The organism is Georgenia sp. Marseille-Q6866 (genome assembly GCF_965111665.1).
The window spans coordinates 1-23210 of the sequence record NZ_CBCOOR010000005.1 but is presented as its reverse complement, the minus strand read 5'-3'; the positions used below and the strand labels follow the sequence as shown (position 1 = coordinate 23210).

At 73.0% G+C, this 23210-nt stretch carries 20 protein-coding genes, 2 tRNA genes, 1 other RNA gene and 1 pseudogene; 15 read left to right on the top strand and 9 right to left on the bottom strand.

The window, feature by feature from the left end; all coding sequences use genetic code 11:
* Window positions 1-17: 17 nt before the first annotated feature.
* Window positions 18-102 (bottom strand) — tRNA-Ser (locus ACWPXV_RS05870).
* Window positions 103-231: 129 nt separating this feature from the next.
* Here ACWPXV_RS05870 and ffs point away from each other — a divergent pair.
* The 7 genes from ffs (at window position 232) to ACWPXV_RS05835 (ending at window position 7672) form a co-directional block, all read left to right on the top strand.
* An RNA gene (gene ffs, locus ACWPXV_RS05865) (signal recognition particle sRNA small type) lies at window positions 232-328 on the top strand.
* A gap of 51 nt (window positions 329-379) precedes the next feature.
* A complete protein-coding gene (locus tag ACWPXV_RS05860; RefSeq protein WP_454084356.1) occupies window positions 380-3115 on the top strand; it encodes a DNA polymerase III subunit gamma and tau in 2736 nt (911 codons plus the stop codon).
* Window positions 3116-3172: 57 nt separating this feature from the next.
* Window positions 3173-3772: a recombination mediator RecR gene (gene recR, locus ACWPXV_RS05855; protein WP_454084355.1), complete on the top strand. Its 600-nt coding sequence runs from the start codon at window positions 3173-3175 to the stop codon at window positions 3770-3772.
* A complete protein-coding gene (locus ACWPXV_RS05850; protein ID WP_454084354.1) occupies window positions 3765-4358 on the top strand; it encodes a DUF5063 domain-containing protein in 594 nt (197 codons plus the stop codon). The genes recR and ACWPXV_RS05850 overlap by 8 nt, the downstream gene beginning before the upstream one ends.
* Window positions 4359-4415: 57 nt before the next feature.
* Window positions 4416-5186: a TSUP family transporter gene (locus ACWPXV_RS05845; RefSeq protein WP_454084353.1), complete on the top strand. Its 771-nt coding sequence runs from the start codon at window positions 4416-4418 to the stop codon at window positions 5184-5186.
* Between the two features lie 141 nt (window positions 5187-5327).
* The gene (locus ACWPXV_RS05840; protein WP_454084352.1) at window positions 5328-6602 is read left to right on the top strand and encodes an aspartate kinase; all 1275 of its coding nucleotides are present in this window, start codon (window positions 5328-5330) and stop codon (window positions 6600-6602) included.
* Window positions 6599-7672 (top strand): aspartate-semialdehyde dehydrogenase, encoded by a 1074-nt coding sequence (locus tag ACWPXV_RS05835; RefSeq protein ID WP_454084351.1) that lies wholly within the window; start codon window positions 6599-6601, stop codon window positions 7670-7672. Before ACWPXV_RS05840 ends, ACWPXV_RS05835 begins: the two co-directional genes overlap by 4 nt.
* Window positions 7673-7756: 84 nt before the next feature.
* On the opposite strand, the gene ACWPXV_RS05830 is transcribed toward ACWPXV_RS05835, so the two are convergent.
* A complete protein-coding gene (locus ACWPXV_RS05830; RefSeq protein ID WP_454084350.1) occupies window positions 7757-9613 on the bottom strand; it encodes a prolyl oligopeptidase family serine peptidase in 1857 nt (618 codons plus the stop codon).
* Between the two features lie 94 nt (window positions 9614-9707).
* On the opposite strand from ACWPXV_RS05830, the gene trxA reads away from it, so the two are divergent.
* Together trxA and ACWPXV_RS05820 are read left to right on the top strand one after the other, a co-directional pair.
* Window positions 9708-10082 (top strand): thioredoxin, encoded by a 375-nt coding sequence (gene trxA / locus ACWPXV_RS05825; protein ID WP_454084349.1) that lies wholly within the window; start codon window positions 9708-9710, stop codon window positions 10080-10082.
* 69 nt (window positions 10083-10151) lie between these two features.
* Window positions 10152-10970, top strand: coding sequence for a DUF3152 domain-containing protein (locus ACWPXV_RS05820; protein ID WP_454084348.1), 819 nt, complete (start codon window positions 10152-10154; stop codon window positions 10968-10970).
* Between the two features lie 61 nt (window positions 10971-11031).
* Here the strand turns inward: ACWPXV_RS05820 and ACWPXV_RS05815 are convergent.
* The 3 genes from ACWPXV_RS05815 to ACWPXV_RS05805 all read right to left on the bottom strand — a co-directional run bounded on the left by ACWPXV_RS05815 (window position 11032) and on the right by ACWPXV_RS05805 (window position 14446).
* Window positions 11032-11105: transfer RNA gene (locus ACWPXV_RS05815), tRNA-Pro, on the bottom strand.
* Window positions 11106-11177: 72 nt separating this feature from the next.
* Window positions 11178-12095, bottom strand: a complete 918-nt coding sequence (locus ACWPXV_RS05810) for a metallophosphoesterase (protein ID WP_454084526.1) — start codon at window positions 12093-12095, stop codon at window positions 11178-11180.
* Window positions 12092-14446, bottom strand: a complete 2355-nt coding sequence (locus ACWPXV_RS05805) for a transglycosylase domain-containing protein (protein WP_454084347.1) — start codon at window positions 14444-14446, stop codon at window positions 12092-12094. Before ACWPXV_RS05805 ends, ACWPXV_RS05810 begins: the two co-directional genes overlap by 4 nt.
* 210 nt (window positions 14447-14656) lie before the next feature.
* Between ACWPXV_RS05805 and ACWPXV_RS05800 the strand changes: the two genes are divergently transcribed.
* The 3 genes from ACWPXV_RS05800 to ACWPXV_RS05790 are packed head-to-tail and all read left to right on the top strand — an operon-like array spanning window position 14657 to window position 15618.
* On the top strand, window positions 14657-14992 hold the full coding sequence (locus ACWPXV_RS05800; RefSeq protein ID WP_251304544.1) for a WhiB family transcriptional regulator: 336 nt from the start codon (window positions 14657-14659) through the stop codon (window positions 14990-14992).
* A gap of 9 nt (window positions 14993-15001) precedes the next feature.
* The gene (locus ACWPXV_RS05795; protein ID WP_110851617.1) at window positions 15002-15154 is read left to right on the top strand and encodes a DUF4177 domain-containing protein; all 153 of its coding nucleotides are present in this window, start codon (window positions 15002-15004) and stop codon (window positions 15152-15154) included.
* A complete protein-coding gene (locus ACWPXV_RS05790) occupies window positions 15151-15618 on the top strand; it encodes a RidA family protein (RefSeq protein ID WP_251304545.1) in 468 nt (155 codons plus the stop codon). Before ACWPXV_RS05795 ends, ACWPXV_RS05790 begins: the two co-directional genes overlap by 4 nt.
* An 83-nt stretch (window positions 15619-15701) precedes the next feature.
* Here ACWPXV_RS05790 and ACWPXV_RS05785 read toward each other — a convergent pair whose 3' ends face one another.
* Entirely contained in the window at window positions 15702-16379 is a 678-nt protein-coding gene (locus tag ACWPXV_RS05785; protein ID WP_307784954.1) for a Crp/Fnr family transcriptional regulator, read from the bottom strand.
* 96 nt (window positions 16380-16475) lie between these two features.
* On the opposite strand from ACWPXV_RS05785, the gene nth reads away from it, so the two are divergent.
* Window positions 16476-17177 carry an endonuclease III gene (nth, locus tag ACWPXV_RS05780; protein WP_454084346.1) on the top strand — a complete coding sequence of 234 codons (702 nt, stop codon included), beginning with the start codon at window positions 16476-16478 and terminating at the stop codon, window positions 17175-17177.
* A 6-nt stretch (window positions 17178-17183) separates the two neighbouring features.
* On the opposite strand, the gene ACWPXV_RS05775 is transcribed toward nth, so the two are convergent.
* Together ACWPXV_RS05775 and acs are read right to left on the bottom strand one after the other, a co-directional pair.
* Window positions 17184-18152, bottom strand: a complete 969-nt coding sequence (locus ACWPXV_RS05775; protein WP_454084345.1) for an alpha/beta fold hydrolase — start codon at window positions 18150-18152, stop codon at window positions 17184-17186.
* Between the two features lie 71 nt (window positions 18153-18223).
* A complete protein-coding gene (gene acs / locus ACWPXV_RS05770; RefSeq protein ID WP_454084344.1) occupies window positions 18224-20227 on the bottom strand; it encodes an acetate--CoA ligase in 2004 nt (667 codons plus the stop codon).
* 205 nt (window positions 20228-20432) lie between these two features.
* Between acs and ACWPXV_RS05765 the strand changes: the two genes are divergently transcribed.
* Window positions 20433-20774 (top strand): DUF485 domain-containing protein, encoded by a 342-nt coding sequence (locus ACWPXV_RS05765; protein WP_454084343.1) that lies wholly within the window; start codon window positions 20433-20435, stop codon window positions 20772-20774.
* Window positions 20774-22357, top strand: coding sequence for a solute symporter family protein (locus ACWPXV_RS05760; RefSeq protein WP_454084342.1), 1584 nt, complete (start codon window positions 20774-20776; stop codon window positions 22355-22357). Before ACWPXV_RS05765 ends, ACWPXV_RS05760 begins: the two co-directional genes overlap by 1 nt.
* A gap of 58 nt (window positions 22358-22415) precedes the next feature.
* Here the strand turns inward: ACWPXV_RS05760 and ACWPXV_RS05755 are convergent.
* Window positions 22416-23210: pseudogene (locus ACWPXV_RS05755) on the bottom strand (hypothetical protein); the annotation flags it as partial.

Genomic DNA, 23210 nt, shown 5'->3' with positions numbered 1-23210 from the left:
GGGCCGTTCGGCACCGGCGGAGGATGGGGGATTCGAACCCCCGAGGGCGTTAACCCAACACGCTTTCCAAGCGTGCGCCATAGGCCACTAGGCGAATCCTCCTGGCGGGTCGAGAGTACCCGAGGACCGGCCCCGGATCGAACCGCCCGTGCCCAGGTGTGCGCCATCCCTCACCCGGGCCCCGATCGCGGCGGCGGGATGGACCGGTCCTGGCCGTCCGTTAGACTTGGTCGCGACCCCTCGTGCGGCGTCACCTCACTGAACTCCCCCAGGGCCGGAAGGCAGCAAGGGCAGGTGAGCTCTGGCGGGTGCGCGAGGGGTCCTTGCATGTCTGCACAGGGGGGCGCGAGGAAGGGCCCCGGGCGCCTAGAGTCGTCGGGTGAGCACCGCCCTGTACCGCCGCTACCGCCCCGAGACCTTTGCGGACGTCATCGGGCAGGAACACGTCACCGACCCGCTGCGGGCAGCGCTGCGCTCCGACCGCATCACCCACGCCTACCTCTTCTCCGGGCCCCGCGGCTGCGGGAAGACGACGTCGGCGCGCATCTTCGCCCGCTGCCTCAACTGCGCCGAGGGCCCGACGGACACCCCGTGCGGTGTCTGCCCCAGCTGCGTCGACCTCGCCCGCGGGGGCTCCGGCTCGCTCGACGTCGTCGAGATGGACGCCGCCTCGCACGGTGGCGTCGACGACGCACGCGAGCTGCGGGAGCGGGCCGCCTTCGCCCCCGCCCGGGACCGCTACAAGGTCTTCATCATCGACGAGGCGCACATGGTGACGAGCCAGGGCTTCAACGCCCTGCTCAAGCTCGTCGAGGAGCCGCCGGCGCACGTGAAGTTCGTCTTCGCGACGACGGAGCCCGAGAAGGTCATCGGGACCATCCGCTCCCGCACCCACCACTACCCCTTCCGCCTCGTGCCGCCGGAGCGGCTGCAGTCCTACCTCGAGGAGCTGTGCACGGCCGAGGGCGTGCGCGTGGCCACGGGCGTGCTGCCGCTCGTCGTCCGCGCGGGCGGCGGCTCGGTGCGTGACTCCCTCTCGGTGCTCGACCAGCTCATCGCCGGCGCCCAGGACGGTGAGGTCAGCTACGAGCGGGCCGTCGCCCTGCTCGGCTACACCCATGCGACCCTTCTCGACGACGTCGTCGACGCCCTGGCCGCGCGCGACGGCGCCAGCCTCTTCCGCGTGGTGGACCGCGTCATCGACTCCGGCCACGACCCGCGGCGCTTCGCCGAGGACCTCCTCGAGCGGATCCGCGACCTCGTCGTCATCGCCGTCTCCGGGGAACACGCGGTCTCCGTGCTGCGCTCCCTGTCCAAGGACCAGTTCCAACGCATGCAGGTCCAGTCCCAGCAGCTCGGTCCCGCCGAGCTCACCCGCGCCGGGGACCTCGTCAACGACGCCCTCACCGAGATGAGCGGCGCCACCTCCCCGCGTCTCCAGCTTGAGCTCATGTGCGCGCGGCTGCTCCTGCCCGGCGCGGACGACGCCGCCCGCGGCCACGGTGCCCGCCTCGACCGCATCGAGCGTCATCTCTCCGGTGGGGGAGGCGCGCCGGCCGCTCCGGCCGGCGTCCAGCCCGTGCCGAGCCAGTCCGCGCGTGGCCAGGCCGCACCTGCGCCGTCTGCTCCCGCTCAGGCCGCGCCTGCGCAGTCGGCTCCCGCCGAGGCTGCGCCCGCGCAGTCGGCTCCCGCTCAGGCCGCGCCCGCGCAGTCGGCTCCCGCTCAGGCCGCGCCCGCGCCGTCCGCTCCAGCTCAGGCCGCTCACGCGCCCGCCGAAGCTGGGGCCGCGCCGTCGACCCCGGCCCAGGCTGCACCCGCGCCGTCGGCTCCCGCTCAGGTCGCTCCCGCGCCGTCCGCTCCAACTCAGGCCGCGCCCTCGCAGGCCGCGCCTGCTCGGTCCTCGTCGCCCCAGGCTGCGTCGGCCCCCGCTGAGGAGGCCCCTGCCCCGGCACAGCGGACGACGGAGGCCGGGTCTGCGGCCGCCGAGTCCCAGCCCGCATCCGGCCCCGACCTCGACGACCGCCCGCAGCGGGAGGACACCCGCCGGGCGGAAGAGCAGCCGGACGCCGGTCCTGCTGCTGCCGAGCGCCCCGGTCACGCCGGCCCCCGCGAGGAGCAGCAGCCCGGACGCGAGGCTGCCGCCTCCGAGCGGGCGGACGTCGCAGGCTCGCAGGACGCCCCGCGCTCGGATCCCGCGCGGGAGGACGACCGCCCGGCGGCCCAGCCCCCGCAGCGCGAGCAGCCCGCGTGGGACATGGACCGGACGCCAGAGCGCCCCGCGACCCGGGCCCCGGCCGCGCAGTCGGCGGAGACGCGGTCCGAGCCGGGCTGGGGCAGCGCACCCGCGAGCCCGGCCCCCGGCGGCCCCGCGCCCAGCCGCGGAGCGACGCCGAGCGGCGGCGCCGCGTCTGCCTCTGCCGCGCCGACCGGCCCCGACGCGGAGCTCATCCGCCGCCGGTGGCCCGAGGTGCTCTCCACCCTCGCGCGCTTCAAGCGCACCACCTGGGCGCTGGTCTCCCAGAACGCTCAGGTCGGCGAGGTCTCCGGGGGAGTGCTCCACCTCGCCTTCGCCACCTCCGGGCTCGCGCACACCTTCGGCAGCGGCGCCCACAGCGAGCACCTGCAGCGCGCGCTCCTCGAGACCCTGGGCGTCCAGCTCCGCATCGAGCCCGTGCTCAGCACCGCGGCCGAGGACGGGCGGCAGGGCGAGGCCCCCTACGCGGCCCCCGCACCGGCCACCTCCTCCGCCTGGGGAGCCCCGGACCCCGGCCCCGCGGCCGAGCCCTGGGGCGAGCCCGCACCGGAGCCGCCGGCCTGGACCGCCGAGCCCGCGGCGCCGCCGAGCCCCGAACCCGACTCCCGGGCCCCCGCCGCGTCACCGCCGTCGGCCGGCTCGCCGTCGTCGTCCGCGACGGGACGGGACGGAGCGGGCCAGCAGGGACGTGCCGCCGCACCGCGCACGGCGCCGCCCGCACCGGAGCCGCCCGCCGCGACACGGATCGCGCCCGCCGACGACGTCCCGAGCATGGACGACCCGGACGCGGAGCACTCCGGGCTCGTCGGGGCGCCGCTCATCGAGCGGATGCTCGGCGGGACGATCATCCACGAGGAGTAGCCGCGCCGGGCCGAGGCCCACCGCCCCGGTGTCACCGGGGGGACGTACGCTGTCCAGGTGTACGAAGGCGCGGTGCAGGACCTCATCGACGAGCTCGGTCGACTCCCCGGGATCGGGCCCAAGAGCGCCCAGCGGATCGCGTTCCACGTCCTCTCGGCCGAGACCGCGGACGTCGAGCGGCTCGCGCACGTCCTCACGGAGGTCAAGAGCAGGGTCCGCTTCTGCGAGGTGTGCGGCAACGTCTCCGAGGGTGAGCGCTGCCGCATCTGCCTCGACACCCGCCGCAGCGACGACGTCCTGTGCGTCGTCGAGGAGGCCAAGGACGTCGTCGCCATCGAGCGCACCCGCGAGTTCCGCGGGAAGTACCACGTGCTCGGCGGCGCGATCAACCCGATCAACGGGATCGGCCCGGACAACCTCCGCATCCGTGAGCTCATGACCCGCCTCGCCGACGGCAACGTCACCGAGGTCATCCTCGCCACCGACCCCAACATCGAGGGTGAGGCCACCGCCACCTACCTCGCCCGGATGCTGCGCGGCATGGGCATCCCCGTCTCGCGGCTCGCCTCCGGCCTGCCCGTCGGCGGGGACCTCGAGTACGCGGACGAGATCACCCTGGGCCGGGCCTTCGAGGGGCGCAGGAGGATCGATGCCTGAGGACCAGACTCAAGCCGCGGAGGTCGCCGACCTCCACGCCCTGGCCGGCGCGATGGCCGCCGAGTCCGAGCGCTTCCTCGAGACGGCCACCCAGGTGGCCGCCGGTGCCCACCCGGACCTCGCCATCTCCCTGCTCCTCCTCGCGCTCGCCGACCTCAGCGCCGCCGGGGCCCGGCTCGGCGCCGTCACCGACGTCGTCCCGCCGCAGCGCTTCGAGCCCGACGACGGCGAGGAGCCCGACGCCGACCCGCTCCGGCTCGGTCTGGCGAACGTCTTCGACGGCCTCGACGAGTACCGCGAGGTCCCCGACCCGCTCGTCGACAACGTCTCCGTCTCCGGCACGCTCTCCGCGGACATCGCCGAGGTGGCCCTCGCCCTGCGTCGCGGCCTCATCCACCACCGCGCCGGCAACGTCATCGAGGCACTGTGGTGGTGGCAGTTCTCCTACCTGTCCAACTGGGGCGACCGCGCCGCGGCCGCGCTGCGCGCCCTGCTCTCGGTGCTCTCCCACGTCCGCCTCGACGTGCCCGCCGACGTCGCCGCCGACGCCCAGTTCGACGCCCTCCACGCCGACAGCGGCGCCTGACCCCACCCGCCGCGGTCCCGGCACGGACCGCCCGGGCGGGTGCGGCAGGATGGGCGGGTGCCCCTCGAGCTGGACGTCCTCGGCCTCGTCCTCCTGCTCCTCGCCGGCTTCACCGCCGGCTGGGTGGACGCCGTCGTCGGGGGCGGTGGCCTCATCCAGCTGCCGGCGCTGCTCCTCGTGCCCGGCATCAGCCCGGTCCAGGCGCTGGCGACCAACAAGGTCGGCTCGATCATGGGCACGTCGGTCAGCGCCCTCACCTACTACCGGCGCGTGGGCCCGGACCTGCGCACGGCGGCGCCCATGGCGCTGGCCGCGCTCGTCGGGGCCTTCGGCGGGGCGGTGCTCGCCGCCCAGATCCCCGCCGAGCTCTTCACCCCGATCATCCTCGTCGTCCTCCTCGCGGTGGCCGCCTGGACGATCGCCCGCCCCACGATCGGCGCCACGACGGACCTGCGCTGGAGCGGCCGCGGCCACCACCTCGCCGCCGCCGCCCTCGGCCTGGTCATCGGCGCCTACGACGGGCTGCTCGGCCCCGGCACCGGGACCTTCCTCGTCATCAGCCTCGTCTCCGTGCTCGGCTACGCCTTCCTGCCGGCCTCGGCGCTGGCCAAGATCGTCAACTTCGCGACGAACGCCGGCGCGCTCCTGTTCTTCGTCCCGCACGGCGCGGTCCTGTGGGGCCTCGGTCTGGCGCTGGGAGCCGCGAACCTCGCCGGCGGGTACCTGGGCGCGCGGATGGCCGTGGCGAAGGGCAGTGGCTTCGTCCGGGTCGTGTTCCTCGTCGTCGTCCTCGCGCTCATCGCCCGGCTGTGGGCTGGGACGTCCTGAGCAGGTGACCGTTGGCACACTCTTTCCAGTGAGCGGACACTCAGATGACCGAGATCTGAGATCGATCTAGACTGTGCTGCGTTCTCGGGGCCGCGCCCCCTCCGGCCGGTTCCACCTGTACCCAACCAGCGGAGCCCTCTCGTGCCCCTTGTCGTGCAGAAGTTCGGCGGTTCGTCCGTCGCCGACGCCACCAGCATCAAGCGCGTCGCGAAACGGATCGTCGAGACCAAGGAGGCCGGCAACGATGTCGTCGTGGTCGTGTCGGCCATGGGGGACACCACCGACGAGCTGCTCGACCTCGCCGCCTCGGTCACCGCGACGCCGTCCGAGCGTGAGCTGGACATCCTCCTCACCGCCGGTGAGCGCATCTCCATGGCGATCCTCGCGATGGCGATCACCGAGCTCGGTGTCACCGCCCGGTCCTACACCGGCCAGCAGGCCGGCGTGCTCACCGACGCCGCCCACGGCAAGGCCTCGATCGTCGGCGTCGTCCCCGAGCGCATCGCCCGCACCATCCGGGAGGGCGGCGTCGCGATCGTCGCCGGCTTCCAGGGCGTGAGCGAGAACCAGGACGTCACCACCCTGGGCCGCGGCGGCTCCGACACGACCGCCGTCGCCCTCGCCGCGGCGCTGGACGCCGACGTCTGCGAGATCTACACCGACGTCGACGGCCTGTTCACCGCGGACCCGCGCATCGTGCCCACCGCCCGCCAGATCACCTCGATCACCAGCGAGGAGACCCTGGAGATGGCGGCGCACGGCGCCAAGATCCTGCACCTGCGAGCGGTCGAGTACGCCCGCCGCTACGGGGTGCCCATCCACGTGCGATCCTCCTTCTCCCCCAAGGTGGGGACCTGGATCAGCAACGACGACTCCCAGAGCGAGGAGAGCAGCATGGAAGACCCGATCATCGCCGGGGTCGCCCACGACCGCAGCCAGGGCAAGATCACCGTCAAGGGGGTCCCCGACGTCCCGGGTGCCGCCGCGCGCCTGTTCGCGGTGGTCGCCGGCGCCGGTGCCAACGTCGACATGATCGTCCAGAACGTCTCGTCCTCGGCCACCGGCCTCACCGACATCTCCTTCACGCTGCCCGAGTCCGACGGCGAGGCCACCCTCGCCGCGCTGCGGGCCGCCGCCGGGGACCTCGGCTACGCGGACCTGCGCTACGACGACCAGATCGGCAAGCTCTCGCTCGTCGGCGCGGGCATGCGCTCCCACCCGGGCGTCTCCGCCAAGCTCTTCGGCGCGCTCTTCGACGCCGGCATCAACATCGAGATGATCTCGACCTCGGAGATCCGCATCTCCGTCGTCACCCGGGCCGAGGTGCTCGACGACGCCGTGCGCGCCGTCCACAGCGCCTTCGACCTGGACAGCAGCGACTCCGAGGCCGTGGTCTACGGAGGGACGGGACGATGAGCACGCACGCAGCAGACCGGGCCGGCGTCACGCTGGCCGTCGTCGGTGCCACCGGGCAGGTCGGCGCCGTCATGCGCCAGATCCTCGAGGACCGCGACTTCCCCGTCGCCGCCATCCGCTACTTCGCGTCCGCGCGCTCCGCCGGCAAGACGCTGCCCTGGAAGGGCGAGGACGTCGTCGTCGAGGACGTCGCGACGGCGGACCTCAGCGGCATCGACATCGCCGTGTTCTCCGCCGGCGGGGCCACGTCCCGGGAGCAGGCGCCGCGCTTCGTCGCGGCCGGTGCGCTCGTCGTGGACAACTCCTCGGCGTTCCGCAAGGACCCGCAGGTGCCCCTCGTCGTCTCCGAGGTCAACCCGCACGCCCTGGAGGACATCCCGAACGGGATCGTCGCCAACCCCAACTGCACGACCATGGCCGCGATGCCGACGCTCAAGGTGCTCCACGAGGAGGCCGGCCTCAAGCGGCTCATCGTCTCGACCTACCAGGCCGTGTCCGGCTCGGGCGTCGCCGGGGTCCGCGAGCTCGACACCCAGGTGCGGGCCGCCGTCGAGCAGGACACGACGGCGCTCGCGCAGGACGGCTCGGCCGTGACCCTGCCCGAGCCGCAAACCTACGTCGCGCCGATCGCCTTCGACGTCGTCGCCCTCGCGGGCAGCATCGTCGACGACGGCAGCGAGGAAACCGACGAGGAGCAGAAGCTCCGCAACGAGTCCCGCAAGATCCTCGACCTGCCCGGGCTCGCCGTCTCGGGCACCTGCGTGCGCGTGCCGGTGTTCTCCGGCCACTCGCTGTCGATCAACGCCGAGTTCGAGCGCCCGATCTCCGCCGAGCGCGCGCGCGAGCTCCTCGCGGACGCCCCGGGTGTCGAGCTCGCCGACGTGCCCACGCCCCTGGAGGCGACGGGCAAGGACGCGACCTTCGTCGGTCGGATCCGCCAGGACCAGAGCGTCGAGGACGGCCGCGGGCTCGCCCTGTTCGTCGTCGGGGACAACCTGCGCAAGGGTGCGGCGCTCAACACCATCCAGATCGCCGAGCTCCTCGCCAAGAAGATCCTCGCCGGCGCCTGACACCACCTCCGCCGAGTACGCACAGACGGTCACCAGCGGGCGCCTGCCAGCGCCCCGCGGTGACCGTCTGTGCGTACTCGGGGGTCAGGTGGGGAGGTGGCGGGTGACGAAGTCGACCTGGATCCGTATCTGGGTCACCCGCTCGGCGGCGACGTGCGAGCCGTGCCCGCCGCCGTACTGGTAGAGCTCGACGACGCCGCCCCGCTCCCGCAGCGCGCTCTCGTAGCGCTGCACCTGCCGCAGGGGGCAGCGCGGGTCGTTGAGCCCGGCCAGCAGCAGCACCGGCGCCCGTACGGCGTCGACGTAGGTGATGGGGCTGGCGGCCGCGTAGGCCTCGGGCACCTCCTCCGGTGAGCCGCCGAGCAGCGCCCGGTCGACGGCCTGGAGGGTGGACAGCTCGTCCTCGTAGGCCGCGACGTAGTCCGCCACGGGCACGTCGGCCAGGCCGAGGGCCCACCGCTCGGGCTGGGTGCCGAGGCCGAGCAGCGTGAGGTAGCCGCCCCACGACGCCCCGGCGAGGACCGAGCGCCGCGGGTCGAGCGTCCCGTCGGCCACGAGGCGGTCGTGGACGGCGGCGATGTCGGCGAGCTCGGCCCGGCCGACGTCGCCCTCGATGGCGTCGCGCCACCGGGTGCCGTAGCCGGTCGAGCCGCGGAAGTTCACGCTGAGGACGGCGAAGCCGTGGTCGACCCAGGCCGCCAGCGTGGGGGAGAAGGAGTCGGTGCGGTGGTCGGCCGGCCCGCCGTGGACGTCGACGACGACGGGGTGCGGCGCCGTCCCCGTGGCGGGCAGCCGCAGGAGGGCGTGCACCTCGCCGTCGGGACCCGGCACGTCGACGTCGCGGACGCCGACGGACGGGCGGGGACGCGGGCCGACCGGAGCGAGGAGGACGGCGCCGGTCCGGGTGGTGCGGACGCTGGGCGGTTCGGCGGCCGAGGACCACGAGTACCAGACCTCGCCGTCGGGACGGGCCGTCGCGCCGTCGACCGTCCCGTCGGCCGGGCCGACGAGGGTGCTGCGCCCGGTGCGCAGGTCGTGGCGGTGCAGGCGGGTGCGCGCCCGGTGGTCCACGGCCAGCAGCACGGCGTCCCCGGAGGGGTACCACGTGGCGTCGGCGACCTCGCCGTCGACGTCGAGGGCGAGCTCGCGCCACGCGCCGCTCAGGACGTCCCACACCGCGGCTCGGGGCGTGCCCGTGCGCTCGTGGAGGACGAGGAGGCGGGAGTCGCCGGGGAGGGGCGGGAAGTCGAGCGCCCACAGCCCACGCCCAGGCCCGTCGTCGACCTCGGCGACCGTCGCGCCGGTGTCCGCGGAGAGCACGCGCAGGGCCGGGTGGCGCGGGTCGCCGCGCTCGGCGTGCCCGACGACGAGGAGGTTCCCGTCGTCGCTCAGCGCCGCGGCCTCGGCGTCGTTCTCCCCGGCGTAGAGGAGCACCGGGGCGGGCGTCGCGGAGAAGCCGTCGAGGAAGACCTGGTGGATGGTCGTGCCGGCGTCCGGGTCGGTACGTCCGACGACGCCCGTCCCGTCGCGCGCGAGGTGCAGACCTGCCTGGTAGGCGGGCGGCAGCGGGAGCGGCGTCTCGGCGGACCGGCCGGGCGGGGAGCCGAAGGGTTGGCGCCGCCAGCTGCCCCACTCGTCGCCGTCGGTGTCGTCGAACCACCACAGCCACCGGCCGGCGGGGTCGATCGTCGCGTCGGTCGTGCCGGCGGGACGGTCCGTGGCGGCCACGAGGCGTCCGGTGCTCGCCTCCCACGAGTGCACCTGCGGGCGTCCGTCGACGGTGGCGACGACGCACGCGCGGTCCGGCGCGTCCGTGGCCCACTCGGGCACCTCGACCTCCGGCGCCCGGAAGCGCTGCTCCCAGACCGGGGGCGGCCAACCGCCCGGCGAGCTGCGTGCGGCGCGCGTGCGCCGGCCGCGCGAGCGTGACAACCTCGACATGAGCCCAGCGTAGGTCGGCGGCGCACGCGCGAGACGGAATAGTTGACGCCGCCACGTGTTGACCCGCAGACAACCCCGATCGACAGGAGTGAGCATGCCTACCACCGACGTCACCGCGACGACCCTCGAGCAGACCATCACGGACAACGACATCGTCCTCGTGGACTTCTGGGCCGACTGGTGCGGCCCCTGCAAGCAGTTCGCGCCGGTCTATGAGAAGGCCTCCGAGAAGCACGAGGACATCGTCTTCGCCAAGGTCGACACCGAGGCCGAGCAGCAGCTCGCCGCCCAGGCCGGCATCACCGCCATCCCCACGCTCATGGCCTTCCGTGAGGGCGTCCTCGTCTTCTCCCAGGCCGGCGCGCTGCCCGGCCCGCAGCTCGAGCAGCTCATCGACCAGGTCAAGGGCCTGGACATGGAGGAGGTCCGGGCCAAGGTCGCCGACGCCCAGGCGGAGCAGCAGGCCTGAGTACACTCGGCCGCGTCCGCGCCGCCACCCCCGCGGTGGGGGACGCTGGCCCAGTCCCGGTGAGGTGAGATGAGACGCGTGTCGTGGGGCATGGCGACGCTGGCGACGGTCGCCGCCCTGCTCGGCACCGTCCCGGCGCCCACGCCGACGCCCGTGCCCGAGGCCGGGGACCCCTGGGTGGCTCCCCGGATCCTCGGCGGCGCGGGCGCGCCCGACGGCGGACACGTGCCCGACGGCGGACGCGCGCCTGACGAGAACGGCGCGCCCGACGCCGGTGGCGAGGCCCGCAAACCGCCCGCCAAGACGCCCACGCTCACCTTCCTCGCCGAGCAGGGCGGCCTGTGGCGCACCGCCGTGCCGCACGACGCCGGCGGGCACCTGCGCACCGTCCCGGGCGCCGTCGCGGCTCCGCACGAGGCGGAGCGCGTCGTCACCGTGCGCGTGGAGGTCGAGACCGGGCTAGGGGTGGACGGGCGCGAGTTCGCCCGTCAGGTCATGGGCACGCTCAACGACCCGCGCGGGTGGGGCCACGACGGCTCCGTCGTCTTCGCCCGCACCGACGGCGAGGCGGACGTCGACCTCACGCTCGCCTCACCGGCCACCACCGACGAGCTGTGCGCCCCGGTGGACACCGGCGGCACCGTCTCGTGCGGCCGGGTGGGCTACGCCGTCCTCAACGCGGTCCGCTGGGCGCAGGGCGCCGAGCCCTTCCTCGAGGCCGGTGGGACAGTGGCCGAGTACCGCCAGTACCTCGTCAACCACGAGGTCGGCCACGTGATCGGCCACGGCCACGTCGCCTGCCCGGCCCCGGGCGAGACAGCCCCGGTCATGGTCCAGCAGACTCTCGGCCTGGGCGGCTGCCTGCCCAACGGCTGGCCGGCCGGCTGACCCTGCCGCTCGGTGAAGACGACGAAGGCCCGGAACCTTGCGGTTCCGGGCCTTCTACCGGTCGGGGTGGCGGGATTCGAACCCACGACCTCCTCGTCCCGAACGAGGCGCGCTACCAAGCTGCGCCACACCCCGGTAAAGCCAGATCAGGATAGCGGAGCACCTGCCCGGGAGTGAAACCGCCACCCCGCCGTGTGAGGCATGTCGCTATTCGACGGCCACGAGCTGGAGGAGGCTGACCTCCGGCCGGCACGCGAAGCGCACCGGCGTGTACGGGGAGGTGCCCATGCCGGCCGAGACGTTGAGCCACGCCGAGCCCTGCCCTCCGGGCGCGTCAGGGCGCGGCCCCGGCCACCCGTGCAGCCCGCTGGCCCGCTCCCGGTCGAGGTCGCAGTTGGTCACCAGCGCGCCGTAGCCGGGGACGCGGAGCTGGCCGCCGTGGGTGTGGCCGGCGAGGATCAGCCCGCAGCCGTCGTCGGCCATCTGGTCCAACACGCGCGTGTACGGGGCGTGCGAGACACCGACGTGGAGGTCGCCGTGGTCACCGCCGGGGGCGGGCACGCGGTCGCGCTCGAGGTGGGGGTCGTCGACACCGACGAAGGACAGCCGCTGTCCGGCGACGTCGAGGCTCCCGCGGGCGTTGGTGAGGTCCAGCCAGCCGCCGGAGCCCAGCACGTCGACGAGCTCGTCGGTGGGCAGGGTCTGCGGCTCCTCGCTCGTCGTGCTCCGCCGCGAGGCGGGCATGAGGTAGCGGGCCGGGTTCTTCGGCTGCGGGGCGTAGTAGTCGTTGGAGCCGAGGACGAAGACGCCAGGCACGGCGAGCAGCTCACCGAGCGCGTACGCCACGGAGGGCACCGCCTCCTGGTGGGCGAGGTTGTCCCCGGTCGAGACGACGAGGTCCGGCTCGAGGTCCGCCAGCCGGCGCACCCACTCCTGCTTGAGCCGCTGCGCGGGCGTGAGGTGGAGGTCGGAGACGTGCAGGACCCGCAGGGGCCGGCTGCCGGGCGCGAGGACGGGCACCACGTGGGTGCGCACGGTGAAGAGGCGCGTCTCGGTCACGGCCCAGCCGAGACCGCCGACGGCGGTGAGCGCGGTGGCCCCCGCGAGCTTGCCGAGCACGGTCAGTCGTCGCCCCCGCCGCGGCCGCCGCTCGTGTAGATCGTCACCGTCTCCCCGCGCCGGGCGCTGCTGCCCGCCTCCGGGGTGGTGGCCACGGCCAGGCCCTCGGGCCAGCCGGAGTCGACCGGGTAGCCCATGGTGGTGTTGAAGCCGGCGTCCTCGAGGGTCTCGCGGGCGTCCTCGACGGTCTGCCCGCCGATGCTCGGCACGCTGAGAAACTCCCCGCGCACCACCGTGCTGTCAGCGTCGTCGAACTCCTCGACCGGCATGTCCTCGGTGGCCTCGAGCATGTAGGCCTTCCACGTCGGGGCGGCGATGAGACCACCGTAGACGCGGTCGCGCCAGACGCCGTTGATGACCTCGTCACCCATGGTCTCGTCGGCGTTCGCGTGGCCCATCCACACGGCCGTGGCCATCTGCGGGACGAAGCCGATGAACCAGGCGTGCTTGTCGTCGTTCGCGGTCCCGGTCTTGCCGGCGGACGGGCGCGGGGGGATACGTGCCGTGGACCCGGTGGAGTCCCACTCGGGCCCCATGACCGCCTGGAGGGCGTGGTTGGTGCCGTTGACGACATCCTCCTCGAGCACCCGCTGGCAGTCCGACGGCGGGACGGGGATCTCCTCACCGTTGCGGTCCACCATGCCCGTGATGGCGACCGGCTCGCAGAAGACGCCGCCCGCGGCGAGCGTGGCGTAGGAGTTGGCCATCGACAGCGGGGTCACGGTGTTGGAGCCGAGGACCATCGCCGGGTTGCTCTCCAGCGGCCCGCCCGTCCCCGTACGCACCCCCATGTCGGCGGCGGTGGCGGTGATGTCGCACAGGTCGAGCTGCTGAGCCATGACGACGAAGGACGTGTTGATCGAGGTGCGGGTCGCCTCGAGGACGGTCTCGACGCCGCCGCCGAAGCCCTCGAGGTTCTTCGGCTCGTAGTCCCCGCCCGGCCGGAACGCCGGGTTCTCCGGGTCGTCGCAGGAGATCTCCCAGGTGTCGCGGGGGAAGACGCGGTTGGCCGAGTTCACCCGGTCCATGAGCGAGTGCCCGTCCTTGAGCCACTGGACGAGGGTGAAGACCTTGAAGGTCGAGCCGGACTGGAAGCCCTTGCCGCCACCGTGCGACTGCCCGACGTTGTAGTTGACCTGCGTGGCGCGGGGGTCATTCTCGGAGGCCATCCCGTACCGCGTGTTCTGGGCCATCGCGTAGATCCGGCCGGTCCCCGGCTCGATCGAGGACAGCGCCATCGAGATCCCGGACTCGTCCTCGATCGGCACCGAGTCGGTGACGGCCTCGAAGGCCGCCTCCTGCTTGTCCGGGTCGAGGGTCGTGTGGATCTCCAGGCCGCCACGGTTGAGCAGCTGGCGGCGGTCCTCCACCGACTCCCCGTAGGCCTCGTTGGTGAGGATGTCGTTGACGACGTACTGGCAGAAGTAGGCGGCGTTGCCGGCGACCGCGCAGCCGCGGGGGGTGTCCTGGACGTCGAGCATGTCCGCGACCGGGATCGCGACGGCCTCGTCGTGCTGCTCCTGGGTGATGACGTCGAGGAAGAGCATCCGCCCGAGCACGGTGTTGCGACGCTGCTCGGCGTTCTCCGGGTTGCTCACCGGGTCCCACTTGGCGGGGTTCTGGGTGATGCCCGCGAGGAGCGCCGACTCGGGGATGTTGAGGTCCGCGGCCGTCTTGTTGAAGTAGTGGTGCGCCGCCGACTCGATGCCGTACTGCGAGGGCCCGAACTGGGCGATGTTGAGGTAGCCGGTGAGGATCTCGTCCTTGGACCGCACCTTCTCCAGGGCGATGGCGAGCCGGGCCTCGCGCAGCTTGCGGGCGATGCCCGCCGCGCCGTCGGTCTCGGTGGCCGCCTGGTAGAGCTCCGGGTCGTTGTTGACGCGGCTCTCCTCGACCTGGATGTTCTTCACGTACTGCTGCGTGAGCGTCGAGGCGCCCTCGAGCTCACCGCCGCCGACGTTGCGGGCGACGGCCCGCATGATGCCCTCGGGGTCCACGCCGCCGTGGTCGTAGAAGCGGTGGTCCTCGATGGCGACGACGGCGTCCTTGACGTGCTGGGAGATGTCGTCGAAGCCGACGACGACGCGGTTCTCCGCGAAGAACACCGCCATCTCGTTGCCCTTGGCGTCGTACATGACGCTCTGCTCGGACGGCTCGTCGATCTCGAGCTCGGTGGGGATGTCGCTGAAGAGGTCGGTGGTCGCGTTCCCGACGGCGCCGACGGATCCGACGGCGGGCAGGAGAAGCCCTGCCGTCAGCACTCCTCCGGCCACGGCGATCAGCATGAACGCGATCATCATGGCGACGAGCTGGACGGGGCGGACGGCGCGCCCGCGCGGCGTGGGACGTGAGGCCATTGCTCCAGGGTACGGCGCGTGCCTCGCGGAGGGGTGCACGGTGGGGCAGGTCACCGACTTTTCGCAGGGTTATGGACATCCGGCACGTGACATGTGACGATTTCGTCAAGGTCACGATTGCGCCATAGGCCTTCCACGTCTCGACTAAGAGGGCTAGCGTCGGGACACAGACGAGCGGCAACGATGCCGTGGGAACGCAGGAGGTGGGGCATGAGCACTCACGACGACCAGACGTGGGCCGCGCGGGCCGCGTGTCGGACGATCGAGCCGGACGAGCTCTTCGTCCGTGGGGCTGCGCAGCGGGCGGCGCGGGAGCTGTGCTTCCGCTGCCCGGTGCGGATGGAGTGCCTGGCCGATGCGCTGGACTCCCACGTCACCTTCGGGGTGTGGGGTGGGCTCACCGAGCGGGAGCGTCGCGCGCTGCTGCGCCGCTACCCCGAGGTGCGGTCCTGGGCCGACCGGCTCCAGGACGAGGAGGACGACATCATCGCCGAGCTCCGCGCCGACCGTGCGCCGCGCATCCTCGCCAAGATCCGCCAGGCCTAGGATGGCCGCATGACGACCTGGGAGTACGCGACCATTCCTCTGCTCATCCACAACACCAAGGCGATCCTCGATCAGTGGGGCGCCGACGGCTGGGAGCTCGTCCAGGTGGTGCCGGGACCCACGCAGAACCCCGTCGCCTACCTCAAGCGCCCCAAGGCATGAGCATCGCCCGGCGTCTCCAGGAGCTCGGGCTCTCGCTGCCGCCGGTCGTGCCGCCGGTCGCGAGCTACGTGCCCGCGGTCCGTCACGGGGACCTCGTGTGGACCTCGGGCCAGCTGCCCATGGTCGACGGTGCGCTGCCCGTGACCGGCAAGGTCGGTGACGGCGAGGGGCTCGTCGCGCCCGCGCAGGCCACCGAGCTCGCGCGCGTCGCGGCGCTCAACGCCCTCGCGGCCGTCGCCGCGAAGGTCGGCAACCTCGACGCCGTCGTCCAGGTGGTCAAGGTCGTCGGCTACGTCGCCAGCGACCCCGCCTTCACGGGCCAGCCGGGCGTCGTCAACGGCGCCTCGGACCTGCTCGGGGAGATCTTCGGTGAGGCGGGGCGCCACGCACGCAGCGCCGTCGGCGTCAGCGCCCTCCCCCTCGACGCGCCCGTCGAGATCGAGCTCGTCCTCGCCGTCGCCTGACAACCCCCCTCATACGCCGAGAGCCGGATTCCTCCACGGAGGAATCCGGCTCTCGGCGTTACGGGGGGAGGGGGGAGGCGCGGTCAGCGGGCGCGGCGCTTGAGGCGCTCGAGGTCGAGGATCTGCACGGCGCGGCCCTCGAGGCGGATCCAGCCGCGGGAGATGAAGTCGGCGAGGGACTTGTTGACCGTCTCGCGGGAGGCGCCGACGAGCTGGGCCAGCTCCTCCTGGGTGAGGTCGTGGGCCACGCGCAGGCCGTCGGGGGTCTGCTCGCCGAAGCGGACCGACAGGTCGAGCAGCGCCTTGGCCACGCGGCCGGGGACGTCGGAGAAGACGAGGTCGGCCAGCGCCTCGTTGGTGCGGCGCAGGCGGCGGGCCAGTGCGCGCAGCATGTGCTTGGCCAGCTCCGGGCGCGTGTCGAGCAGGTGCATGAACGGGTCGTGCTGCAGCTCGAGCAGGCGGGCGGTGGCAACGGCGGTGGCCGTGGCGGTGCGCTCGCCCGGCTCGAAGAGCGTGAGCTCACCGAGCAGCTCGCCCGGGCCGAGGATGGCCAGGAGGTTCTCCCGGCCGTCGGTCGAGCGGTGCCCGAGCTTGATCTTGCCCTCGATGACGAGGAAGAGACGGTCGCCGGGGTCACCCTCGTGGAAGAGGGTCTCCCCGCGACGCAGACTCACCTCGTGCATGGCCTCGCGCAGGGCCGCTCGAGCGTCGTCGTCGAGGGAGGCAAAGAGGGGCACGGAGCTGATCGCGGAGTCGTCCACGTTTGCTTCCTTTTCACGTCGGTGTCGGCGGCTGGGCCGGAGCCCATGGCGACCATCCTGCCACTGAGAGCAGGCTGCCGCCCGTAACCTGGCCCGGTGAGCACCGACCTGCCGCTCGCCGAGCGTGGCCCGGCACCCGCCGTCGAGGTCGACGACGTCCTCACCGAGGAGTGGCCCGACGCCCGCTGCGAGCTCGACTTCACCACCCCCTTCGAGCTCCTCGTCGCCACCGTCCTGTCCGCGCAGACGACGGACGTGCGGGTGAACTCCGTGACCCCCACGCTGTTCCGGCGGTGGCCCGGGCCCGCCGAGCTGGCGGCCGCGGGCCAGGCCGAGCTGGAGGAGGTACTGCGGCCGCTGGGCTTCTTCCGTGCCAAGGCGACCTCGCTGCGCGGCCTCGCGGCGGCGCTGCTCGCCGACCACGGCGGTGAGGTCCCGGCGGACCTCGACGAGCTGGTGAAGCTGCCGGGCGTGGGCCGCAAGACGGCGAACGTCGTGCTCGGCAACGCCTTCGGCGTCCCCGGCATCACGGTCGACACCCACGTCGGGCGGCTGGCGCGCCGCCTGGGCTGGACCGAGAACAAGGACCCGGTGAAGGTGGAGCGGGACATCGCCGCCCTCGTGCCGGCGGAGCGGTGGACCATGCTGTGCCACCGGCTGATCTTCCACGGCCGCCGCGTGTGCCACTCGCGCCGGCCCGCCTGCGGCGCCTGCGTGCTCGCCGGCGTGTGCCCGAGCTACGGGGTCGGGGAGACCGACCCGTTGGCTGCCGAGGGGCTCGTGCGCCGCCCGGACTGACGCCGGTCAGTCGGGGAGGCCGGCGAGGAAGTCGAGGAGGAGCCCGGTGACGGCCTCGGGGGCCTCCTCGGGGAGCAGGTGCCCGGCACCCGGGACGACGGCGGTGCGCAGCGGGCCCCGCACGTACGCCGGGTCCGCGGCGTAGGCGGCGGCAGGGGTGAAGCGGTCCGCGCCCCCGCGCACGCTGAGGACCGGCACGGTCACCGGGTGGGCCATGGCGGCGAGGTAGCGGCGGCCGTCCGGGCGGGGGGTCGAGCGCACGAGCCAGCGCAGGTGCTCGAGGCTCGTGTGAGCGACCGACGGGAGGCGGACCGCGGCCTGGTAGGCGCGCAGCTCCTCGGCCGGCAGGGCGCGGCCGGGCGCCGAGAGGTCGGTGAGGACACGCGTGACGAGGTCGCCGCGGCGCAGCGCGTGCTCCGGGAACCACGGCACCTGGACGCGGGCGAGGAAGGCGCGGGCGCGCGCACCGAGGTGGTTGCGCGGGCGCAGCAGCGGCACCGGGTGCGGAGCGCTGAGGACGGCGACGGCGCGGGTGACGCGCGGCTCGAGCACCGGCAGCGACCACCCGAGGATGCCGCCGAAGCTGTGACCCACGACGACCGCCCGCTCGCGGCCCAGCGAGCGGACCACGCCGCCGACGTCGGCGGTGAGCACCGGCGTCGCGTGCCCGCCTGGCGGCTTGTCCGACCCGCCGAAGCCGCGGATGTCCATTGCCGCGACGCGGTAGCCGGCGTCGGCCAGCGCCGTCAGCTGGTGGCGCCAGGCCCACCAGAGCTGGGGGAAGCCGTGGAGCAGGACGGCGAGCTCACCGGACTCGGGGCCCGCGAGGACGACATGAAACCGCGCACCGTTCGCCGGGACGAACCGGTGCTCCCACGGTCCGTCCTGCCACCCACACCCTGTCCACTGGCCACGAGGGAGCCTAGACGCTCCGCGATCCCCTTCCCCGACCCCGCCCCACCCCCACCCCCGCATATGTGGGAAATTCGCGTGCTGAGACGGATCCCGGCTGCAAACTTCCCGCATATGCGGAGGAAGGGGCGGTGCTACTTCTGCATACCGGCGCTGATCTGGTCCATGACCGTGGAATCGGCCAGGGTCGTCACGTCACCGACCGTGCGGTTCTCCGCGACGTCGCGCAGGAGACGGCGCATGATCTTGCCGGAGCGGGTCTTGGGCAGCTCGGAGACGACGAGGATCGAGCGCGGCTTGGCGATCGGCCCGATCTCCTTGGCCACGTGGGCCCGCAGCTCGGCGATGTGCTGCTCGGCACTCGCTTCGCTGGCGGCCGCGGCCGCCTCGCCGCGCAGGATGACGAAGGCGACGACGGCCTGACCGGTCGTGTCGTCGCTGGCCCCGACGACGGCGGCCTCGGCCACCGTGGGGTGGGAGACGAGCGCGGACTCGATCTCCGTCGTCGAGAGGCGGTGACCGGACACGTTCATGACGTCGTCGACGCGGCCGAGGACCCACAGGTCGCCGTCCTCGTCCTTCTTGGCGCCGTCACCGGCGAAGTAGATGCCGGGGAAGCGGGCCCAGTAGGTGTCGTGGAAGCGCTGCTCGTCGCCCCAGATGCCGCGCAGCATCGCCGGCCATGGCTCGGTGAGGACGAGGTAGCCGCCCGAGCCGGCCGGGACGGTCTCCCCGAGCTCGTCGACGACGTCGGCGCTGATGCCGGGCAGCGGCGTCTGCGCGGAGCCGGGCTTGGCGGCCGTGACGCCGGGCAGCGGGGAGATCATGATCGCGCCCGTCTCGGTCTGCCACCAGGTGTCGACGACGGGGGTGCGGTCTCCGCCGATGACGCGGCGGTACCAGATCCACGCCTCGGGGTTGATCGGCTCACCGACCGAGCCGAGCAGGCGCAGGGAGGACAGGTCGAAGCGGCCCGGCTCCTCCTCGCCCCACTTCATGCACGTGCGGATCGCGGTGGGCGCGGTGTAGAGGATCGTCACCTTGTACTTCTCGACGATCTCCCACCAGCGGCCCTTGTGCGGCGTGTCCGGCGTGCCCTCGTACATCACCTGGGTGGCGCCGTTGATGAGCGGCCCGTAGGTGACGTAGGTGTGGCCGGTCACCCAGCCGATGTCCGCGGTGCACCAGTAGACGTCGGTCTCCGGCTTGAGGTCGAAGACGTTCTTGTGGGTGTAGGCGGACTGGGCGAGGTAGCCGCCGGTCGTGTGGAAGATGCCCTTGGGCTTCCCCGTGGTGCCGGAGGTGTAGAGGATGAACAGCGGGTGCTCGGCCTCGACGTCCACCGGCGCGAAGTCGGTGCCCTGGCGGGGGACGATCTCGTCCCACCACACGTCGCGGTCGTCGTTCCAGGCGACGTCCTGCCCGGTGCGCCGCACGACGAGAACCTTCTCCACGGGCGTGTCACCGCCGGCCAGGGCGTCGTCGACGGCGGGCTTGAGGGCGCTGGCCTTACCGCGCCGGTAGCCGCCGTCGGCGGTGATGACGACCTTCGCCGAGGCGTCGTTGATGCGGGTGTGCAGCGCCTCGGCGGAGAAGCCGCCGAAGACCACGGAGTGCGGGGCGCCGATGCGCGCGCAGGCGAGCATCGCGACGACGGCCTCGGGGATCATCGGCAGGTAGATCGCCACGCGGTCACCGGTCTGCACGCCGAGCTCGGCGAGGGCAGCGGCGGCGCGGGCCACCTCGTCACGCAGCTCCGCGTAGGTGATCGTGCGGGTGTCGCCCTGCTCGCCCTCCCAGTGGATGGCCACCCGCTCGCCGTTGCCGGCCTCGACGTGGCGGTCCACGGCGTTGTAGGCGGCGTTGAGCCGGCCGTCGCCGAACCAGCGCGCCCGGGGCGCGTCGGACCAGTCGAGGACCTCGGTGAAGTCCGTCGACCAGGTGAGCAGCGCGCGGGCCTGCTCGGCCCAGAAGCCCAGCCGGTCCTCCGCGGCGCGATCGTAGAGCTCCGCGGTCGCATTCGCCTGGGCGGCGAACTCGGGGCTCGGCGGGAAGCGGCGCTCCTCGACGAGTAGGTTCTCCAGGCCGCCGGCTCCTGCCTCGGCGGAGCCGGGCGCAGCGCTGGTGTGGTCAACCATGTTTCCTCCGGACGACGTTGTTCGTTTCCATCGCCGTGCCCCCGTATGGCAGGGATCACATCGGCACGCCTCGAATGTACCGTTCGTCCGGCGCTCGCGGGCACGGCGTCCGGAGCCGTGGCGCTCCGCGAGTTCGAAATCGATCTCTGATACGTTTCCCGCTGGTCACGGCGTCGTGACCGGCGTCACTGAGAAGGGGGAGACCATGACCCACCAACCCGGAGCTCTGCGGCAGCCCACCGCGGAGGAGTTCCAGGCCGTGCACGAGTCGGCGGAGTTCCGCCGCCTGCGCAGCACGTTCCGCGCGTTCGCCTTCCCGATGACGGCGGCGTTCCTCGTGTGGTACCTGTCCTACGTCCTGCTCTCAACCTACGCCGAGGAGCTCATGTCCCGGCAGGTGCTGGGCAACCTCAACATCGGCCTGGTCTTCGGGCTGGCCCAGTTCGCCACGACGTTCCTCCTCACGTGGCTATACGTGCGCCACGCGAACAAGTCGCTCGACCCCGTCGCCACGCGGCTGCGGACCGAGCTGGAAGGGGGCGTGTGATGGACGTCGGGAACCCGTGGCTCAACATCGGCATCTTCCTCCTCTTCGTCGTCGTCACCCTCGTCATCGTCGTGCGGGTCTCGCGGACGACGACGAGCGTCGGGGACTTCTACCACGGCGGTCGTAGCTTCTCCGGGCGCCAGAACGGCATCGCCATCGCGGGTGACTACCTCTCCGCGGCCTCGTTCCTCGGCATCGTCGGCGCCGTCGCGCTCTACGGCTACGACGGCCTGCTCTACTCCGTCGGCTTCCTCGTCGCCTGGCTGGTGGCGCTGCTGCTCGTCGCCGAGCCGCTGCGCAACACCGGCAAGTACACGATGGCCGACGTCCTCAGCTTCCGGATGAAGCAGCGGCCGGTCCGCACCGCGGCGGCGACCTCGACCCTGGCGATCACCTTCTTCTACCTGCTCGCGCAGATGGCCGGCGCCGGTGCGCTCGTCTCGCTGCTGCTCGGCGTGGAGAGCCGGGCGGGGCAGTCGCTCGTCATCGCGATCGTCGGCGCGCTCATGATCGTCTACGTGATGATCGGCGGGATGAAGGGCACCACGTGGGTGCAGATCATCAAGGCGGTGCTCCTCATCGCCGCCGTCGGCGTCATGACCGTGTGGATCATGGCCTCCAACGGCTTCAACCTCAGCGCCCTGCTGGGCCGCGCTGTCGACGCCCACCCCGAGGGCGGGGCGATCCTCGAGCCGATGCTCCAGTACGGCACCTCGGACGCGAGCAAGATCGGCTTCGTCTCGCTGGCCATCGCGCTCGTCTTCGGCGCCGCCGGCCTGCCCCACGTCCTCATGCGCTTCTACACGGTGCCCAGCGCCAAGGAGGCGCGGCGCTCGGTGGTCTGGGCGATCTCGCTCATCGGCTTCTTCTACCTGTGCACGCTCGTCCTCGGCTACGCGGCGGTCTACCTCGTGGGGGCGGACACGATCCGCAACGCCCCGGGCGGTTCGAACGCTGCCGCTCCCGCCCTCGCCTACGAGCTCGGCGGCACCCTGCTGCTCGGCATCATCGCCGCGGTCGCCTTCGCCACGATCCTCGCGGTCGTCGCCGGCCTGACGATCACCGCCTCGGCCTCCTTCGCGCACGACGTCTACAACGGCGTGCTCAAGGAGGGCAAGGCCTCCCCCGAGGCCGAGATCAAGGTGGCCCGGCGCACCGCCGTCGTCATCGGGGCGATCTCGATTGTCGGCGGGATCCTCGCGGCGGAGCAGAACGTCGCGTTCCTCGTCTCGCTTGCGTTCGCCATCGCGGCGAGCGCGAACCTGCCCTCGATCCTCTTCTCGCTGTACTGGAAGCGGTTCAACACGCGGGGGTCGACGTGGAGCATCTACGGCGGGCTGCTCAGCGCGCTGCTCCTCATCACCTTCTCCCCGGTGGTGTCCGGCAGCGAGACGGCGATGATCGCCGGCGCCGACTTCGCGTGGTTCCCGCTGACCAACCCCGCGATCGTCTCGGTCCCGCTGGGCTTCTTCCTCGGCTGGCTCGGGTCGGTCACCTCGAAGGAGCACAACGACGCGAAGCAGGCGGAGATGGAGGTCCGCTCGATGACGGGTGCCGGCGCGGAGCGCGCCGCCAGCCACTGACGGACAGGGAACGGGCCGGTCGCGGGAGCTCCCGCGACCGGCCCGTTCCGCTGTGAGCTCAGGCCTCGACGGCGGGGCGCACCTCGCGGCGGCCCTGGCGGCGGGCGCCGTGGGAGACGACGCCGACGAGCACGAGGGCGACGCCGACGGCGACGAGCCGGCCCGTGCTGCCCGAGGCGACGAGGTGGTGGGCGACGTTGTCGCCGAAGTCGCCCAGGCCGGCGAGCCACGACTCCACCGGCTCGAGCAGGTCCTGCGTCCATGCCGGCACGGCGACGAAGGGGACCCCGACGACGATGACGAGCGCGCCGGTGACGATGGCGCCCACCGAGCTCCACCGGGCCGCGAGGAGGACGAGGACGAGGACGAGCAGGCCGCCGGCGAGCTCGAGCAGGGCCGCGACGTTGAGGTTCGCGGTGTCCCACGGGTTGCCCTGCGGGAGCGTGAGCCGCGCGCCGGCGTCGGCCAGGAGGTACCAGGCGACCGGCGTGAGCAGCAGGGTGAGCAGGATCGTGAGGACGTGCGCCTTGGCCCGTGACGGCGGGCGGGTGTGGGCGGTCGTCCCCTCGAGGACGACGTCACGCTCGGGCCGGGCCCGCTCCTCCTCGTCCCGGCGCTCTGCCGGGGCTGCGGGGGCCGGGGTGGCGGCGGCGCTGGCTGCGGTGGCGCCCGCCCCCGCGCTTGCGCCGGACAGCCACGGCGCGGGGGTGGTCTCCGTGTGGTCGGCGTCCGGGCGGGGCTCGGGCTCGCGGACCTCGGCGTGCGGGGCGGCGCGGTGGCGCGCACCGCCGACGACGGAGATCTCGCTCGTCACCCGCCGCGTGACCTCCCGCAGCGCGGGCGTGCCGCGCCA

Bases quoted from the DNA above. Each gene is read 5' to 3' on its own strand.
- ACWPXV_RS05805 (WP_454084347.1), bottom strand. From the start codon at position 14,446: ATGGCCTCACGTCCCACGCCGCGCGGGCGCGCCGTCCGCCCCGTCCAG.
- ACWPXV_RS05835 (WP_454084351.1), top strand. From the start codon at position 6,599: ATGAGCACGCACGCAGCAGACCGGGCCGGCGTCACGCTGGCCGTCGTC.
- ACWPXV_RS05775 (WP_454084345.1), bottom strand. From the start codon at position 18,152: ATGCGGGGGTGGGGGTGGGGCGGGGTCGGGGAAGGGGATCGCGGAGCG.
- ACWPXV_RS05765 (WP_454084343.1), top strand. From the start codon at position 20,433: ATGACCCACCAACCCGGAGCTCTGCGGCAGCCCACCGCGGAGGAGTTC.
- ACWPXV_RS05820 (WP_454084348.1), top strand. From the start codon at position 10,152: ATGAGACGCGTGTCGTGGGGCATGGCGACGCTGGCGACGGTCGCCGCC.
- ACWPXV_RS05790 (WP_251304545.1), top strand. From the start codon at position 15,151: ATGAGCATCGCCCGGCGTCTCCAGGAGCTCGGGCTCTCGCTGCCGCCG.
- ACWPXV_RS05795 (WP_110851617.1), top strand. From the start codon at position 15,002: ATGACGACCTGGGAGTACGCGACCATTCCTCTGCTCATCCACAACACC.
- trxA (WP_454084349.1), top strand. From the start codon at position 9,708: ATGCCTACCACCGACGTCACCGCGACGACCCTCGAGCAGACCATCACG.
- acs (WP_454084344.1), bottom strand. From the start codon at position 20,227: ATGGTTGACCACACCAGCGCTGCGCCCGGCTCCGCCGAGGCAGGAGCC.
- ACWPXV_RS05830 (WP_454084350.1), bottom strand. From the start codon at position 9,613: ATGTCGAGGTTGTCACGCTCGCGCGGCCGGCGCACGCGCGCCGCACGC.
- ACWPXV_RS05800 (WP_251304544.1), top strand. From the start codon at position 14,657: ATGAGCACTCACGACGACCAGACGTGGGCCGCGCGGGCCGCGTGTCGG.
- ACWPXV_RS05850 (WP_454084354.1), top strand. From the start codon at position 3,765: ATGCCTGAGGACCAGACTCAAGCCGCGGAGGTCGCCGACCTCCACGCC.
- ACWPXV_RS05760 (WP_454084342.1), top strand. From the start codon at position 20,774: ATGGACGTCGGGAACCCGTGGCTCAACATCGGCATCTTCCTCCTCTTC.